Genomic DNA, 16,188 nt, shown 5'->3' with positions numbered 1-16,188 from the left:
TGCGAGCCATCAATATAGACGGATACTGAGGTTGCATAAGTTTGTAGGTAGTATGAGCAAAAAAGGATGTTGCTGGGATAATGCAGTAGCAGAAAGCTTTTTCGGCAGCTTGAAACAGGAAAGAGTTCACTGGCGCAATTATCGAACGCGCTATGCAGCTCAGCAAGATGTACTGAATTACATCACAATGTGGTACAACAGCCAACGGATGCATTCATACCTGAATTATCAAAGTCCCAATGAATTTGAGCGTATGGCTAAACCATTAAAAGAAGTAGCTTAAAGAACTTAACTAGGGTGACTGAATTAAGTTGACCAGGTCAAGGTAAGGCTAAACTGCATCGCCTTATCTGCATAAATTTAGATTGAATCGTAATTTATACAGTGATAACTTAAGGGTATGCAGACAAATTATACATTTCAATTCATCTCAATTTCCTGGTGGCGTTCTATTTTATAGAGCGGCGCTGAATCACATTTGTTCAAAGCCGTCGGAAGACTGCTTATGAATAAAGTCACTTATGTCTCCGATGGTACAATTTAGGAGTCATATTATGCAAAATCAATCACTTACTATTAAAAAAGAAAAAATTCTTACTGGCGATAGAGCAACAGGACAGCTGCATCTAGGTCATTTTGTTGGTTCACTTCAACAGCGGACCGCTTTACAGCATCAGTATGAGCAGACCATTCTGGTCGCTGATTTACAAGGCCTGACCGACAATGGTCACAATCCTCATAAGGTATCATCTAACATTTTGAATGTCGTTGCTGACTACTTAGCTGTTGGTATTGATCCTCAAAAAACGACGATTTGCCTACAGTCAGCAATTCCTGCCTTATCTGAACTGACCATGTACTACTCAAATTTAGTCTCCGTTGCCAGGTTACAGAGAAATCCAACGGTTAAAAATGAAATTGCAGGTAAGTCATTCGGCAGTTCAATACCAACGGGGTTCTTAACCTATCCAATCAGCCAGGCTGCCGATATAACTGCTTTCAAGGCAACATTAATCCCAGTCGGTGATGATCAGTTACCTATGATCGAGCAAACCAATGAGATAGTCAGAAAACTTAATTATATCGCTCAAGACGATATTTTAGTTGAATGCCGACCACTGTTAAGCAAAGTTTCTCGACTGCCCAGTTCGGACGGTAAAAGTAAAATGTCGAAATCAATGGGTAACTGTATCTTACTGGATTCAAGCGAACGGGATATTTCTAAAGCGGTAAAATCAATGTATACCGACCCTAGTCATTTACGAGTTGAAGATCCGGGTAAAGTTGAAGGTAATGTGGTTTTTACCTACCTGGATGCATTTCATCCTGATGCTGCCTACGTTCATGAATTAAAGGCTAGATATCAGCAGGGCGGTTTGGGTGACGGAACAACAAAAAAAATCCTTGAAGAATGCTTACAAGAGATACTAAAACCGATTAGAGAGCGTAGAAAAACATTTATTTCAGACAAGTCTCAATTGATTGAAATTCTTAGGAGCGGCAGTCAAAAGTCGCAAGAAGAATCAAATCAGGTTTTAAACAGTGTTAAAAATGCATTCGGGCTTAATTTTTTTCAGTTGTAGCTGTATTTTTTGTCGTTAACTTATCCCTATGCAGAGCATGGAAGCAAGCTGCTGGGAGGCATAGCTGGTCGTGGTTGATGAAAAACATTACTGGACAGGAGGCTTTAAATACCTTGCTTTCATCCATTTTTCCTACGCCTGAATAGATTATTTAATTAGTGGAACTGCTATATCAAATTTCAAGTCAAACGCCGCAACCGCGCGAGAAAAAATAACCTCATAAAATGACGTATAGTTAAGTATTCATAATCTATACTTCAATGGTTCATTATTCCCCGTTTCACTCATAAAAAGGTTTACGCTTATCAGAAAAAAATCAGAAATATTAGTAAAGCTAGCACACAGAATGGGCGCAGAGCATGCTGAACAACGGGTTGCTGTAGAAGAGGCACATGTCGCACAAATCCTGGGGCAGGGGCGTAACTTTTTCCATATCGAAAACTGGTACTCCTCGCATTCAGTAATTAGAAACACCCTGCGTTTATGCTTTATGCTCCGTAAAGGACAGCGTAACGCGAGAAATATTCAAGTTCGCTATAATCCAGTCGTGCTTTCCCATCTGCATCGGGATCTTGACGGTTTCACCATTCTCCATCTTAGCGACCTGCATCTCGATATGGATGAGCTGGCGGTATTTGCACTGATAGAGCAGATCAGAAAGGTAAACTATGATATCTGCGTCATGACTGGGGATTATCGTGCGTCTACCCATGGAGATATTGAGCCTGCTCTCGCTGTCATGGCGCGGCTGGCAATACACATAAAAAAAGAGACCTATGCAGTATTGGGAAACCATGACAGCATCTTAATGGTGCCAGCTATGGAAGAAATGGGCATTAAACTGCTTCTTAATGAAAATATCCACATCAAACAAGGGCAGGGTGAGTTGTTACTTGCCGGTATTGATGATGCGCATTACTTTTGTGCTGATGATATACCGCGCGCCTCAAACGGACTCACTGCAGGCACTGCAAGCATTCTTTTATCTCACACTCCTGCCATATATAAACAAGCCGCTGCAGCAGGCTTTAATTTATTATTATCAGGGCATACCCATGGCGGGCAGATATGCCTGCCCGGCGGTATTCCGGTTATACTTGATTCCGACTGTCCTCGTATGGTGAGCAGAGGAAAATGGCTTTATAACAAAATGCAGGGGTACACATCGGTGGGGGCGGGAACATCTGTGGTCAATGTCCGCATCAACTGCCTGCCGGAAATAACACTGCATAAACTTAGCGTGCAGGTTGATGTTTGATGGCGGTAACTGCATATTGAAAGTGCAGACTTCTGATTTTTATTCAAACAACGCTTTTTACTCTATGACTTAGCAGCTGCGATAAATACCGCTTGGAGCACCTCTATTAACAGATCGTAATATTAAGCGGATTGCTATGATTCTCTATTTTTTGCATAAAATTGTATAGCTAGACTATTCTTGAGTCATACGTTTTAGTGGTACATCCGAGGCCTGCAGTGATAAGCACGATACCCAGTGAGTTATTATTATATTTTCAAATACGATGAAACTAGAAAATGAAGACTGCTCGTTATTAGATTTTCCATATTGCTGAGCTTTTCAGACGGGGAATCTCAGTTAAACCAATATTGGTGAGCTGCTAATATAAATTTTATTTATCTTAAAACTAAAGAGTAGAGGTGAATTGAAGCACTGCAATGATTGTTATCAATTACCGACTATTCATTAGGAGAATAATATGTCAACAAGTCATGCTGTACAAAGCCATACTAAGAGATACGCTAGAACAATAGAGTGTAATAAAATGAATGTGTTTGCCCCGTTTCATTGGTTATCACTCGCCGTTGATGATTTTTTTGCGACTCCGTTTATCAGCATAGGTTATGGGCTGATTTTTAGTATTATACCGTTCGCCGTATTACAACTCTTTTCAACTGAAGCTAATCCAATGTTTCTTATTCCCATGGTCGTGGGACTTACATTGATAGGACCTGTTTTTTCATCTGCTTTATATGATGTGGCATGGGAATTAGAAAAAGGCCACCGCCCCTCATTCAGTCATAGCTATAAGTCCCTTTTAAGGAATAAAGTCGGATTATGGGGTTTTGCTGTCATATTATTATTACTATTAACGCTATGGATCTTGTTAGCCGGGTTAGTTTTTGCACTTTACCCTAGTGCATCTGAGCCAACATTAATCGAACTTTCCGCATTCCTAGGATTGGGGTCAATCATCGGAGGGATCTTACTGGTGGTGGTACTGGTGATTTCCGCTTTTACACCACAAGTCATTATGGAACGCCAGGTTGATATTATGACCGCTGTTTTTAGTTCAGCAAATGCGGTGAAAAATAACCTTGTTGTTATGTGTGTATGGGGGGCTATTATCTTAACGGCAGTTGCGGTTGGTTTTTTAACTTCCGCTATCGCTTTTATTGTTATTATGCCCCTCCTGAGCTTTGCTAGCTGGCATGCATATATTGCTGTTATTAAGACTAAAAAACCACGCACGTTTGAATAGAGAGGCATCAGGGATAAACCTTCGAGTAACAAACGTATTGAATTAAGTATACAAAAGGCCTGCTTCTGCAGGCTTTGCCTTAGCGTTGAAATTCTTCACCGTCATAATTGGGGCAGTCTAACACTCCGGAAAACCTTCGCTAGAGAGAAACAAGAATGGTTACTTATCAAACATCTATAGCTGGCTTTATCTCTACTTTCAAAACATCAAAGCAGATTTAAAAACCTGTAATAAAGCAAACACACACAGGCTGATGCCAAGCGTAAAATATATACTTCGGGTTTTATAGGAGGCAATAACTGCGACGGCGGCCGCTGCTAGGTAGGGATCGGTTAAGCTGGACGTTAGCGAATTATCTCTTATAAAAACAATGGGAAACCAGATTGCAGTCAGTACAGCCGGAGCACTGAAACTTAACAGAGATTTTATTTTAGGGCCTATTTTTAAAGGCAGCATTGGTTCAAGAAATAGATAACGACTTGAAAACGTTATGCATGCCAGCAAAATAATAGTGATGATATTCATTGTGTTTCCTCCAGGGCTTTTATTTCCCCTCGAACCTTGAGCGCCTTGCTGCGCTTTAATAACTCTGAGGTAAAAAAGCCTGCTGTCATTGCCAAAACAGACGCGAATACTAAATCTAATTGAAAATGCAGCAATTTGAACGTCACAGATAAAAAACCTGCGGTTAGTGCTGTTACTAACATTGGCAGATTGGTAATGGACGGGATAACCAGCGAAATAAAGGTAACTGCAATGGCAAAGTCCAGCCCAAGGCTGGTTAAGTCCGGCATATAATTTCCAGCAATAATGCCGATCACATTCCAGGTTATCCAGCAGACATAAAAGCTTGCACCTGCCGATAAAGCATAAACTAACCTTCGTTTTCCATTTAATGCTTTGTTATGGGCCGATAACGCAAACAGTTCATCGGTTAATAAAAAACCAATACCTATGCGGTATTTGCAGGGCAGGTTTTTAATCTTATCTCTTAATACCAGGCCGTATAAGAAATGTCTTGAGCTTATAATAAATGCGCTAAACAAGACGGTTGTTAGAGGCGTACCGCTGCTCATCAGTTCAATGACAACCAGCTGCACCGAACCGGCAAAAACAAGTAATACCATCAAAAAGGCTTCAAGCTCTGTAAAACCTCGCGCAATCGCTAAGGAGCCGCAGAGTATTCCCCATGGAATAACCGACAGGCTAAGTGGAAGCATATCTAAACAGCCTTTTTGAGCCGCTTTTAGATACGCGTTTTTTTTAGTTAAAGACATAATACCTCGGATAAATAAACGAATATCGAGCTAGCATGGCAGGTAAGTTTTTATGAGGATTGTATGTTTTTGCAGATTGAAGTTTATTTTCAGGCTTAATTTTTGATTAACATCTTAGGTATATTTCTGCGCTCTAGATAATGTTACGGGCATAATGCCCCGGTGAAAATCCATTGGCTCTGACAAAATGTCGATGAAAATGGCTTTGATCGTGAAAGCCCAGTTCAACGGCAACATCGGTTATACTTTTGCCGGCGCGAAGCAGGCTTTTGCTTTTTTGAAGTCTCTGTTGAATTTGATAAGCATGAGGCGGCAGTCCAAATTGTTTTTGAAACTGACGCACTAAGTAAAACGGGCTGAAACAGCTCAATGCCGCCAGTTCTTCCAGGCTGATATTCTGCTCTAAGCGGGCGTGGATATATTCCTGTACTAAATTGAGGCTTCGAATGTTTGACTGATCAACGGCTGTCGTCGTCCTGCATTTTCCATGTTTGAGCATCAGTCGGGTCAATACGCCGTACAGTATAGTTTCCCGCAGCAGAGTATTATCGGATGTCGCCAGAACGTTAAATAGCTGCCTTAGCTCATTTGCCATAACGGGATCATTAACAACTGAACTTGGAAAGTAGGGCTCAAACTGATATTTAGTTCCCAGGTCATCTGCCAGCTTTGTAAATTGAGAGCCCAGCGGTGCAATGCCTCTGTAGGACCAGCCTTGATCGGTTGCGGATTGACCGGTATGAATGTGGTCGGCATTAACCAAAATGATGCTGTTTTCTGGTGCGATATAGTTTTTACCTGAGCTTAGAAATCTTTGCGTACCTTTTTCGATGACATTAATGCAGTAACCTTCGTGGCTGTGTTTGGAAAAATTTTTGTTATGGAAGGCCGCATCAACCATTTCAAGCCCTCCGAGCTCGTTATGGAGTTGAAATCTTGCCTGTTCCTTAGGTTTGTTCATAAAATGTCTTCTGCTCAAGAGTCCTTTATAAAAATGTACCACATAATTTTTTAAATAAAATGTACAAAATTGCGCTTTTGTAAGTTTCTCTTTGCGTGTTAGTGCATCGCTTTTTGTCTGGTGATTCGTTTGATGAATTACCTAAGGCTCACGGAAGGGGTGAGCCGTTTAAGTTCGAGGTGAGCGATACTGATAATAACGTCTGCTTCTGTTCTATGTTCATTCATTTAGAATGGGTGATACAAAAATATGATGATGATGTCAGAATAATTTACACTTTTAGACTACGGGCAGTCTTATGAGTTTCATCTATTCTGGTAAGTTTATGATATTAGTAACTGTTTATGTTTTGGCCTGTATATTGCTGATTTTTTGATTAAAGGTTGCTCTTGGGGAGCATCGCATATTTTAAGAGATCTAAGATGAACAACTTTATGGTCAACTGGTTACAAAAAATGAGGTTCGCCGGTCCCGTTCTTCTGAGCTGCTTAGCAGTTCTTCCCACGTCTGCATACGCGACCACTATCGACATTTCATATGAGAAGCTTGAAATTACCCTTCAGGCATTAGATGAATCATTCTATTTCTCGGGATCTGCATTTGAAGAAACTAACCAAACGCTTAATCATGCTATTTCAAGCAGTACCATTCTGCCAAATGCCTGTTGTGGAGATGTTGGACCTTCTTATTTTACATCAATGTACTGGTGGAGTACGTCGATAAGAGATAACAGCTTCGGATTTACGGGGGATGCGAACACTGACAGGTATGTTCAGCAGGGAGACTACCACCCATACGATATTGTATATGCGAGCAGCATAGTGTCACTAGAGCTGATGTTTACTGTAAATGGTAATGGTGCTTCGCTACTGCCGCGATGGCTTAACGGATCGCCGTCGAACGGCTCGTTGACAATTAAAGACCTGACTACAGGGGCATTGTTTCAGGGAGGCGATCTGCTTTCAGGACACGACTATTATGCGTTCACTAGCGCACAGAGTATTAACGGCGGTGGTGATGAACAGGTATTTTCGCTCAATTTTTATGGTGCTCATGCACGGGTTCCCGAACCTGAAACGTTTGCATTTCTAGCCGTTGGAGTATTGGCTGCGGGCTTATCCAGACGTAAGAGCAGGGCTGGCACATTAAGAAATAGGTGATGCAGTACTATTTGCTTACAAGACGAATTACGGGCTTAGCCTGAATACTTACATGGATGTAGGGCTAGCCCATAATTCGTTTTGTTACAATTTAAAAGTAGTTTAGCAGCGCCTTGTTCGGACTTGCGGCAGATCTGTCGAATTTCTTTACAGGTGAATTCGACAGAGTTCAGTGATCACGTCTTATGAAAGTTTTGCACATTTATTTTTATTGGTAACGGGTATCGTTATTTCCCTGCAGCCAGAATCGCTTGTTTGTAGTGAAATGAGATGCGGATAAGGTGCCAGGAAACCCGCTTAAGCCAGCGTATGCCTTCCAGGTAGTCGGTGCCGATAATAATATCCAGCTCGCCTCTGGCAATCTGCTCGACAATCATGGTCCGGTAAGGTTTGAGCTGTTTATGAAGCTGCTCTCTGGTTATATCGGCATGCTCCAGCATGGCTTTCAGGTTGTTTGCCTCCATCGCTTCCATCATAGATTTGATACCCAGTATCATAATGTCTTTTTCATTCACGAACTGCTGCGTATCTCTCAGGGTTATTGCCCTGTCTTCTTCCTCTTCGCAGCGTTCGTGCAGGCGCTGCATATGATCGAGCATGTGGATCATCGCAACCAGGCGTTCCCATTGTGCACCGGACTCGTTTTTTAGTGATATCAGATCAATGTATGCGTGTGTTTTATCCAGTGCCAGCTGCAGCTGCAGAATATCTGTTTTGCGGCTGTTATGATCTCCCAGCATCGCGTTGATATGGGTTAATAAAGCGGTTGCTTCGGTATGCACGCTGTTCTGTACGGCGGTGAGCGCCATATTCGGCTCTTTCAGTAAAGTCTTGTCCAGCGGCTTGTTAAACAGACTGCTTTGCTCCGGAATAAGTTTGATCATCAGAGAGGCGAACTGTTTGGTAAAGGGCAGAATAATGAGCAGCGCCAGAATATTAAAAGCGCTGTGAAAGGCGACTAGTGATATTTCAGCATTATTTTCAAGTGCAGATGGAAAATAAGTTGTGAGCAGCATAGTGAACGGCGTGATAAAGAGCAGGGCGAAAACAGCTGCGATAATATTATAAAAAACGTGAGAAAACCCAGTTCTGCGCGCTTCCCGCGACTGTCCAATGGTGGCCATTACAGCAGTAACTGTGGTACCGACATCCATGCCTATCACCAGAGCCGCCGCCTGTGGAAAGTTTATTGAACCGGAAAAAAGCGCCGCCAGTGCCATAGCGACACCGGCACTTGAGGACTGCGTGAACAGGGTGAAAATAATGCCGATAGCGACCAGTTTCAGCCTGCCGGTAAAGGTGTCCGGCGGCAGCTGTTCGGGCGTGATTATATCGCCGAAACCGCTCATGCCCTGCTGCATCATAGCGATACCGACAAACATAAGTGAAAATCCGGCTAATGCATAACCCGAGGTTGCTAATGTGTTTTTGGCTAATAAGCGCAGCAGCGCCCCGATCAGTAAAAGCATTGTCATTAGCGCTTCAAGATTGAGCTTAAATCCGAGTAGTACGACTATCCAGCCGGTCAGTGTGGTACCGACATTAGCGCCGAAGATAATACCCAGTGATTCTGAAAAACCGATTAGTCCGGCGCCGACAAAACCAACAGCCGCAACGGTTGTTGCACTGGAAGAGCGTAGAACCGCTGTGGCAACTGCGCCGGTAATAGCCCCGCTGAGCGGTGAATGGGTGAAACGTACAATGGCCGTGCGTACTGCGTCTCCGGCTAAAGCGCGGAGCGCATCCATCATAATAATCAGGCCGAGCAGAAACAGTCCCAGCCCGCCTAAGGCCCGCATAATGGAATCAACGTTTTCAAACAAAAGGCTTACATTCATGGTTTAAATCTCGTGATAGTCACGGTTAAAGAATGCGCATGTCTGCAGTTGTGTTGGTGTATCTTCTTAAATTATAGATAAAAAAAATTGTTTTACGGGACAGGAACTTAGAATGGTGATCTTAAGTGGAAAATTGCGTTGCCGCCATGGCCTATCTGATAATAGAGAATTATCTCGTCACCGTGCTCTGCGTGGTAATGCATCGATTTTGTATTTAATGATTCGCTGGTATCAGTTCCCACCGGAGTATGGGAACCTGCCGTGTTGTCTCTTTTTATTGAGCGGCTGCAGCCAGTAAGAAATCAGTCGCTTTACGTGCATGCTCTTCAATCTGCTGCTCTGTCGGACTTTCCAAGCCGATCAGCGTACCTGTCCGGTAAGCAAGCAGCATAGAAATCCATAACCTTACGGTGCTTTCAGTATCTTTAATGCCTAGTCTTTCGGTAAAGAATGCTGACAGCTGTGCCGCTGTTTGATCAGGCCCGACTGCACAAAAACTGCGTGTGATTTCCGGTGCTTTGCCGCCTTCGGCAATTAAAAGCCGGATTGTTGCCAGATGCTGGCTTGACAGGTGTGCCTGGATAAAACCTTTAGCAAATTCATTCAGCGCATCATTTGTGTCAGTTTTCTGCAGATGAGAGCGAAAACTTCCTCCCTGCATTTCTCCCATCTGATTCAGAGTTGCCTGAAACAGATCCACCTTAGATGGAAAATATCGGTAAACCGTTTGTTTTGTTACTTTTGCCAGAGCCGCAATTTTATCCATGCTGGCGAGGGTATAACCCTCCGATAAGAAAATGTTTTGTGCCGCCTCTATTATGACACGCCTTTTTTTCTCTTTATTCTGCTCTATTTTGCCCATGATATTTATACCTTTTTTTAAAAAAAGCATACTAGCCGGTATGATTTCTGTTGACGTAGTTATGTTTTATGTAAATAATACTGGTCAGCATTATTATTTTGAGAGGTGATTATGTCAAATACATTAGTAAAAACATTCCCGAGAGTAAGCGCCCGCACTGTTGGTGTTCTTATCGCTTTGCTAGGCGGGTTACTCATGAGTCTTGATCCGGTCTTTATTCGATTTTCTGGTGTCGGCGGTTTTGATACTGCTTTTCTATTCGGGCTGTTCACTGCCGTCTCGATGCCCCTTTTTATTCATTTTCGTGACCAACGCGGGCTGGTTAAAGTACTAACGATCAGCGGCTGGCCTGTACTGTTGTCGGGTGTGCTTATGCTTGGGAGCGCTTCTACATTGATTTTAAGCATTATGAACACATCTATTGCTAATACATTCGTTATTCTTAGCGCCGCTCCTGCTTTAGCTGCTGTATTCAGCCGCTTGTTTTTAGGCGAGGTGACGAAGGGCACAACCTGGCTGGCAATTGTTTCTGTCATGGCTGGAATCGGCATTGTGGTATCGGGGTCATTTGGATCAGGAAATTTAACAGGGGATGCTCTCGCTGTCTTTTGTGTTATCTGTTTGTCTCTAAATCAAATCTTGTTACGCAAGTATCAGGATGTAAGCCGTACGGCTAGTGTCGGTCTTGGAGGCATGTTCCTTGCTTTGGTGATGTTTTTCTTTGCACAGCCGTCGTCCTTTAGTGCCGAGACCTGGATTATTATGGGCACAATGGGGCTGTTCACGGCGCCGTTCGGGCGTGTGCTGTCTCAGGTGGCAACTCGTTATATGACCGCTCCTGAAGCTGGCATGGTGCTTATGATTAAAGCTGTTTTTGCTCCTGTATGGGCTTTTGTTTTTTTCGCTGAGGTTCCACCGGCTGCCAGTATTATCGGCGGTGCAGTTATTCTGCTGACGATTCTTATTTATGCGGCTTCAACCGTCAAGCAAGCTTAATAATGTTATAGAGGTTAGATAAATGTCAGCAGAACTAAATTTTATAGGCCGTATTGAAACACCTTATACCGCAGTTAAAGACTGTCCCAAAAACATTCAGCCAGACGGGCCGCTTTGTCGCCTTATTTTAAATCATGAGTATATTGAAGGCATGCAGGGGCTTATTTTCGGACAAAGAATTCTTATTCTTTATTGGCTTGAAAATACCGATAGAACAGCTGTTGTGCAAAGTACCCGGCAAGGGAAAGCTGGCACATTTGCGCTTCGTTCACCACATAGACCCAATCCAATCGGAGCTGCTGTACTGCCTATTGAATCTCTTGAAAACGGGCAAATTACAGTTCGTGGACTGGATTGTCTGAATAACACTAAGCTGCTCGATATAAAGCCTGCAGTTTACCATGAAAGCTGACCTGCGGAGCACAGAACCTCATGGTGATACATGTAATGCATCGATTTTCGCTTAATGCAGCTGTGCGTGGTAATGCATAGATTTGTGTTTAATGATTCGCTCGTATGAACTGCATGCGGGATGTGGAAACTAGAAAAACACAAATGGTTTTGTTAGTCTGTTTTGTGTATTTTGTTATTGATATATAAGAGATTCTTATTTTGTGGTAAAAGGAATATTATGTCTATGAAAATTCTAGTGATAGGTGCAGGGGCGATTGGTGCGTACTATGGTGCGCGTCTGGCGCAGGCCGGAGCTGATGTGTCCGTTGTGGTTCGATCAGATTACGACGGTCTTCTTGAGAAGGGCGAGTATACGATTAAAAGTCATCAGGGTGATTTTACATTTAAGCCGAGTCAGATTCTTAAGGCCCCCGGGGATTTTCAGGGTACAGCTGATTATGTGATAGTTGCCACTAAAGTCCTGCCTGGTATTGACAGCAGAGAGCTGCTTAAAGATGTTGTTTCCGACAGCACAACGATTGTTCTGCTGCAGAATGGAGTTGAGATTGAAGAGCCGATTCAGCAGGCATTTCCCGGCACAGAGATAATCAGCGGGCTGTGTTTTATCTGCGTTAACCGCGTTGAGCCCGGTGTCATCGATCATCAGGATTACGGACACCTGGTGATTGGTACTTACCCGCAGGGAAAAACTGAGCGTGCACAGCTTCTCGGCAGTTTGTTTAATCGTGCCGGGGTACAGTGCGAGGTGTCAGACCATGTGCAGCAGGCTCGCTGGGTGAAACTGGTGTGGAATGCGCCGTACAATCCAATCTCTGTTCTTGCTGGTGGTGTCGATACTCAGGTGATTATGGCTAATGCGAATACCGCTGAACTGGTTCGTGACATTATGGAAGAGGTCTATGCCATAGCCAAGGCCAGTGGTGCTGAGTTTGATTATGCTATTGTGCAGCAGAATATAGATAGGACACTGAAAATGTGTCCATACAAACCATCGATGCTCCTCGATTACGAAGCCGGCCGTGAAATGGAGGTTGAGTCTATCCTGGGCAATGCAGTAAAAGCGGCGCGCCGAGTAAAAGTAGCAACCCCGCATATGGATTCAACCTATGCGTTGCTGCAGCTGCTGAACAAGCCGAATTAGCAGTTCCACACCGCATAGTTTGTGCCTGATGGTTCGTTTGAATGAGCATCTGCAATTATTTACTATAGCCTGGTCTGCCACTGGCATTATACTGAGGTGTGATGACTTAGAGCATAAAGGGATAATAAGTGGCGAAAGAGCAGTTAGCATATTGGCGAAACCCTGCATTACCGGATATTGAACTGACTTTAGCGAGTGTGAAAAATTTTGAATTTGAGCGTCATATTCATCTTGATTACCACATAGGAGCAGTATCAACAGGCTGCATGCAGTATTTACATCATGGTAATAATTACTTGATGGGGACGGGGCTGCTTTCAACCATTAATCCGGATGAAGTGCACACCGGTGCCAGTGAAAGTGAAAATGGTTATGCCGGACACTTCATGGCTGTTCCGCCGCAGTATATCAGCCGGATCAGCCGGGAGTTAAAAATGCCTGAAGCTTTTTTTACTCAGCCTCTTATTGATGACCCTTATCTCTATCAAGCTTTTATGTATCTGCACAGCATTGCTGTATCTGATCAGAATGCAGCGCAGCATTTACAGTTAGAAACTGTGATGATGGCGTTTACTACCGAGTTATTACAACGTTATGGAGGGAGGGCGACGCAAACTTGTAAAATGACCGGCAAGTTATCCTGTCTGCAGATCAAACAGATTAAAGATATGTTTCATGCGGATCCTAGTCAGTCTTTTGTGCTGCAGGAATTGGCTGAGCCTTTAGGGTTAAGCAAGTTTCAGTTTTTGCGTCAGTTTAAACAGTCGATGGGCATGACTCCACATGCCTACTTCAAACGAATACGCTTAGAATATGCTAAAAAAGCACTGATTAAAGGCAGTGATATTGCTGATGTCGCTCATCAAGTTGGTTTTTTTGATCAAAGCCATTTGAATAAAGCGTTTAAGCAGGCTTATCTGGTGACGCCTAATAATTTTCTGCAGAGTTTTGTCTGATTCCTGTCTTCAAAACTGCAGCTGCAATTTTTTCCTATCGTTTATTTTTATTAAACAGCAGACTGAGTCCAGTTAAAAAATAAATAAAAGGACCATTATGAATTTAGAATTACTGATGACACTGGCTGTTATCCATACTGTCGCGCTTGCTAGTCCGGGACCTGATCTGGCATTGGTGCTGAAACTGGCAAGTCAGGAATCTCGACAGGTTGCTGTTGCTTCTGCTGCTGGTATTGCTCTGGCTATTTTAGTGCATACTATGCTGAGTTTAACCGGCGTGAGTCTGGTGATTAAAAGTTCGCAGACGTTATTCTTTGCCGTGCAGCTGTTAGGTGCTGGTTATCTAGCATGGATGGGAGTTGGTGCGATTACTGGTGCATTACAGCACTGGCGGGAGAAGTGTACTGCGGCTGCGGTTGAGCCGATAAAAAACCAGTTAACAGTAAAACAAGGTTTCATGCAGGGCTTGTATACAAACTTACTTAACCCTAAAGCAATGATTTTTTTTATTACGTTGTTTTCTGCGATGATGACGCCGGAAGTGAGTACTTCGACTAAAGCGGCGGCTGCGCTGATGTTTTTACTGCTGTCTCTGATCTGGTTTGTGCTTATTGCCTTAGTACTGTCAAAACCGAATGTGCAGCAGAAAATGCACAAAGCGGCACCTGTGATTAACCTGATCACCGGTTTATTATTTGTCAGTGTTGCCCTGGCGATTGCCAGTGAATTATTTTAATGATTTAAATCTATCTGCATGCCGTGATAATAACTTCATTGCCTCATTATCATGCTCTTTCTGGTAATGCATTGTTTTGTGCTTAGTGGGTGGTTCACCTGAGTTACCGCGTGCAGCTCGGAAACGAGTGAACGTGCCGTTATTTAAAGGAAAGTTATAGGAATTTACTCGAGGTAATTTATTGCGGGAACCCGATGTTTTTTCTAAAGTTTAGCAGTAAGAGGTGTTCTATCGGTTTGCTGGGCTTTAGCTGCATATTCAATTTTCAGGAGTTAAATATGAAATACTATAAGATTTTAATATTGTTGGGTTTCATTGCGGTTTCTTATAGTTATGCTGACGAAGAGGCCGCCAAACACCGAGTCACTAACATCACAATGAGCGGAAAAAGCTTGAAAGCTTTTCCTACGGTTATTTGTAATGTCGGTAATCTAAGAGAACTGCACTTAGGCAGTAACTCAATTGAAATTATTCCCCCATGTTTAAGTAAGCATTCCATAACATTAACTAATCTTGATTTGTCAGGAAATTCAATAAAAATTCTACCCAAAATGGTTGGAAAACTGCAGGCTTTGAGTGTGCTGGATTTAAGACAAAATGCGCTGGGCACACTGCCCGATGAAATTGGTGAATTAATCTATCTTGAGTCTTTATATTTAAGTCATAATCCGATTAAAACCTTTCCTATGTCAATGTCAAAGCTGATCTATCTTGAGCATCTGGATCTTTCATCCACTCAGATAGAAATAATACCTGATTTTCTGCCTTATCTAGTCAGCTTAAAAACACTTGATTTAACAGGTAATTCAGGTCTTTCCAATGCAGAGAGGGAGCTTATCCGCAAAATACTTCCCGGTGTTGAGATCAGGTTTTAAACTCGTAACTGGATTTACTGGTTATTTCCGATAATCAGCCAGTGAAACAATATTGTTTTCCGTGTTAACCGGCTCTGTTTCGTTGTTTAGCGGCTGGTTAGTGTGGACCTTGTATACTGGTTTATTTTCCAGTTCCTTGAACCAGTTTTCCATAAACAGTTCAACGGGATAAAAGTAGTCTTTATCAGCTTTGCGCTTACGCAGGGTTTTGCCCATGTAAATATCAAACTGCAGGCAGGTCTCTTTATCAAAGACCAGGCCGCCTTCATATATCCAGCGCTCAATATGCCAGGCGGCATCTTTGATGTGCGCCTGCACGCTTCTATCGCTGCGCTGGTGAAACGCACAGGTAAAAGTCTGGTTATTATAATGTGCGATAGCTTGTTCAACGAAAGTATTACTGATCCCGGCTTCTGCACATAAATAGCGGAAATTTACTTTGAGGTGCAGTTCAAAGGTGTTCAAAAATTCAATTTCATCTCCTTTTTTACCCGCATAAAATACCAGACAGTAACGGCTTAAGTAATTCATCACGATCAGAACTTTTTTGCGTTTTACAGTAATGCAGTGCACCAGCCAGTGCTGTATTGCCATTTCTTCTACACTTTCCGGTATATCTTCAGGCAGGATAGGAGATGCAATTGATTCAGCAATCGTTTTATGCGGCGCCGGCTCTATCGGTGTGCGTTTTACTTTATTGCGCGTTGATGTAAAAAAATCAGCTGCAGTTTTTGAGCAGTTAAATATTAACATTGAAAGGTTCCTGTTATGATGAGGAAAGAGCCTGTGGAGCCGTTAACTTACTGACTTAGAATAACATTATAATTTCTTTGTTCCCAGTGGGTGCGTCGTGGAAATAAATAACACTTTATTACAATCAAAACGCAA

General features: G+C 42.8%; 17 protein-coding genes. 11 read left to right on the top strand and 6 right to left on the bottom strand.

What is annotated here, in order from left to right:
- From G327_RS0121020 to G327_RS0121005, 4 genes are all read left to right on the top strand, one after another.
- Window positions 1-283, top strand: a 283-nt coding sequence (locus G327_RS0121020) for an IS3 family transposase (protein ID WP_157601233.1), incomplete at its 5' end; no start/stop codon positions are given.
- Window positions 284-554: 271 nt separating this feature from the next.
- Window positions 555-1,583 (top strand): tryptophan--tRNA ligase, encoded by a 1,029-nt coding sequence (gene trpS / locus G327_RS0121015; RefSeq protein WP_019616779.1) that lies wholly within the window; start codon window positions 555-557, stop codon window positions 1,581-1,583.
- A gap of 346 nt (window positions 1,584-1,929) precedes the next feature.
- Window positions 1,930-2,841 carry a metallophosphoesterase gene (locus G327_RS0121010; RefSeq protein ID WP_019616778.1) on the top strand — a complete coding sequence of 304 codons (912 nt, stop codon included), beginning with the start codon at window positions 1,930-1,932 and terminating at the stop codon, window positions 2,839-2,841.
- Between the two features lie 460 nt (window positions 2,842-3,301).
- Entirely contained in the window at window positions 3,302-4,084 is a 783-nt protein-coding gene (locus G327_RS0121005; protein WP_026339479.1) for a DUF2189 domain-containing protein, read from the top strand.
- 198 nt (window positions 4,085-4,282) lie between these two features.
- Here G327_RS0121005 and G327_RS0121000 read toward each other — a convergent pair whose 3' ends face one another.
- The 3 genes from G327_RS0121000 to G327_RS0120990 form a co-directional block, all read right to left on the bottom strand.
- The gene (locus G327_RS0121000; RefSeq protein ID WP_019616776.1) at window positions 4,283-4,609 is read right to left on the bottom strand and encodes an AzlD domain-containing protein; all 327 of its coding nucleotides are present in this window, start codon (window positions 4,607-4,609) and stop codon (window positions 4,283-4,285) included.
- Entirely contained in the window at window positions 4,606-5,361 is a 756-nt protein-coding gene (locus tag G327_RS0120995; RefSeq protein WP_019616775.1) for an AzlC family ABC transporter permease, read from the bottom strand. Before G327_RS0120995 ends, G327_RS0121000 begins: the two co-directional genes overlap by 4 nt.
- 133 nt (window positions 5,362-5,494) lie before the next feature.
- Window positions 5,495-6,322 carry an AraC family transcriptional regulator gene (locus G327_RS0120990; protein WP_033298755.1) on the bottom strand — a complete coding sequence of 276 codons (828 nt, stop codon included), beginning with the start codon at window positions 6,320-6,322 and terminating at the stop codon, window positions 5,495-5,497.
- 422 nt (window positions 6,323-6,744) lie between these two features.
- Here G327_RS0120990 and G327_RS0120985 point away from each other — a divergent pair, with 422 nt between their 5' ends.
- Window positions 6,745-7,482 carry a PEP-CTERM sorting domain-containing protein gene (locus G327_RS0120985; RefSeq protein WP_019616773.1) on the top strand — a complete coding sequence of 246 codons (738 nt, stop codon included), beginning with the start codon at window positions 6,745-6,747 and terminating at the stop codon, window positions 7,480-7,482.
- A 227-nt stretch (window positions 7,483-7,709) separates the two neighbouring features.
- On the opposite strand, the gene G327_RS0120980 is transcribed toward G327_RS0120985, so the two are convergent.
- A complete protein-coding gene (locus tag G327_RS0120980; protein WP_019616772.1) occupies window positions 7,710-9,320 on the bottom strand; it encodes a Na/Pi cotransporter family protein in 1,611 nt (536 codons plus the stop codon).
- Between the two features lie 274 nt (window positions 9,321-9,594).
- Complete coding sequence (locus tag G327_RS0120975; protein ID WP_019616771.1) at window positions 9,595-10,182, bottom strand: TetR/AcrR family transcriptional regulator; 588 nt, start codon at window positions 10,180-10,182, stop codon at window positions 9,595-9,597.
- A gap of 111 nt (window positions 10,183-10,293) precedes the next feature.
- Here G327_RS0120975 and G327_RS0120970 point away from each other — a divergent pair, with 111 nt between their 5' ends.
- The 6 genes from G327_RS0120970 to G327_RS25285 all read left to right on the top strand — a co-directional run bounded on the left by G327_RS0120970 (window position 10,294) and on the right by G327_RS25285 (window position 15,300).
- Window positions 10,294-11,178, top strand: coding sequence for a DMT family transporter (locus G327_RS0120970; RefSeq protein ID WP_051090334.1), 885 nt, complete (start codon window positions 10,294-10,296; stop codon window positions 11,176-11,178).
- 22 nt (window positions 11,179-11,200) lie between these two features.
- Window positions 11,201-11,590 (top strand): TrmO family methyltransferase domain-containing protein, encoded by a 390-nt coding sequence (locus G327_RS0120965; RefSeq protein ID WP_019616769.1) that lies wholly within the window; start codon window positions 11,201-11,203, stop codon window positions 11,588-11,590.
- 219 nt (window positions 11,591-11,809) lie between these two features.
- On the top strand, window positions 11,810-12,733 hold the full coding sequence (locus G327_RS0120960) for a 2-dehydropantoate 2-reductase (protein ID WP_026339476.1): 924 nt from the start codon (window positions 11,810-11,812) through the stop codon (window positions 12,731-12,733).
- Window positions 12,734-12,861: 128 nt separating this feature from the next.
- On the top strand, window positions 12,862-13,689 hold the full coding sequence (locus G327_RS0120955; RefSeq protein ID WP_019616767.1) for an AraC family transcriptional regulator: 828 nt from the start codon (window positions 12,862-12,864) through the stop codon (window positions 13,687-13,689).
- Window positions 13,690-13,786: 97 nt separating this feature from the next.
- Complete coding sequence (locus G327_RS0120950; protein ID WP_019616766.1) at window positions 13,787-14,425, top strand: LysE family transporter; 639 nt, start codon at window positions 13,787-13,789, stop codon at window positions 14,423-14,425.
- 278 nt (window positions 14,426-14,703) lie between these two features.
- Complete coding sequence (locus G327_RS25285; RefSeq protein WP_019616765.1) at window positions 14,704-15,300, top strand: leucine-rich repeat domain-containing protein; 597 nt, start codon at window positions 14,704-14,706, stop codon at window positions 15,298-15,300.
- Between the two features lie 21 nt (window positions 15,301-15,321).
- Here G327_RS25285 and G327_RS25280 read toward each other — a convergent pair whose 3' ends face one another.
- Entirely contained in the window at window positions 15,322-16,053 is a 732-nt protein-coding gene (locus tag G327_RS25280; RefSeq protein WP_019616764.1) for a DUF6933 domain-containing protein, read from the bottom strand.
- Between the last annotated feature and the right edge of the window lie 135 nt (window positions 16,054-16,188).

This window comes from Psychromonas ossibalaenae ATCC BAA-1528, from assembly GCF_000381745.1.
GTDB classification, from domain to species: domain Bacteria; phylum Pseudomonadota; class Gammaproteobacteria; order Enterobacterales; family Psychromonadaceae; genus Psychromonas; species Psychromonas ossibalaenae.
Note: the sequence above shows the minus strand (reverse complement) of the source record. Positions and strands in the feature narration are given on the sequence as shown.

Excerpts from the sequence above, each read along its gene's own strand:
- G327_RS0121000 (WP_019616776.1), bottom strand. The coding sequence starts at position 4,609 with ATGAATATCATCACTATTATTTTGCTGGCATGCATAACGTTTTCAAGT.
- G327_RS0120970 (WP_051090334.1), top strand. The coding sequence starts at position 10,294 with ATGTCAAATACATTAGTAAAAACATTCCCGAGAGTAAGCGCCCGCACT.
- G327_RS0120985 (WP_019616773.1), top strand. The coding sequence starts at position 6,745 with ATGAACAACTTTATGGTCAACTGGTTACAAAAAATGAGGTTCGCCGGT.
- G327_RS25280 (WP_019616764.1), bottom strand. The coding sequence starts at position 16,053 with ATGTTAATATTTAACTGCTCAAAAACTGCAGCTGATTTTTTTACATCA.
- G327_RS0120965 (WP_019616769.1), top strand. The coding sequence starts at position 11,201 with ATGTCAGCAGAACTAAATTTTATAGGCCGTATTGAAACACCTTATACC.
- G327_RS0120990 (WP_033298755.1), bottom strand. The coding sequence starts at position 6,322 with ATGAACAAACCTAAGGAACAGGCAAGATTTCAACTCCATAACGAGCTC.
- G327_RS0120950 (WP_019616766.1), top strand. The coding sequence starts at position 13,787 with ATGAATTTAGAATTACTGATGACACTGGCTGTTATCCATACTGTCGCG.
- G327_RS25285 (WP_019616765.1), top strand. The coding sequence starts at position 14,704 with ATGAAATACTATAAGATTTTAATATTGTTGGGTTTCATTGCGGTTTCT.
- G327_RS0121010 (WP_019616778.1), top strand. The coding sequence starts at position 1,930 with ATGGGCGCAGAGCATGCTGAACAACGGGTTGCTGTAGAAGAGGCACAT.
- G327_RS0120980 (WP_019616772.1), bottom strand. The coding sequence starts at position 9,320 with ATGAATGTAAGCCTTTTGTTTGAAAACGTTGATTCCATTATGCGGGCC.
- G327_RS0120995 (WP_019616775.1), bottom strand. The coding sequence starts at position 5,361 with ATGTCTTTAACTAAAAAAAACGCGTATCTAAAAGCGGCTCAAAAAGGC.
- G327_RS0120960 (WP_026339476.1), top strand. The coding sequence starts at position 11,810 with ATGTCTATGAAAATTCTAGTGATAGGTGCAGGGGCGATTGGTGCGTAC.
- G327_RS0120975 (WP_019616771.1), bottom strand. The coding sequence starts at position 10,182 with ATGGGCAAAATAGAGCAGAATAAAGAGAAAAAAAGGCGTGTCATAATA.
- trpS (WP_019616779.1), top strand. The coding sequence starts at position 555 with ATGCAAAATCAATCACTTACTATTAAAAAAGAAAAAATTCTTACTGGC.
- G327_RS0121005 (WP_026339479.1), top strand. The coding sequence starts at position 3,302 with ATGTCAACAAGTCATGCTGTACAAAGCCATACTAAGAGATACGCTAGA.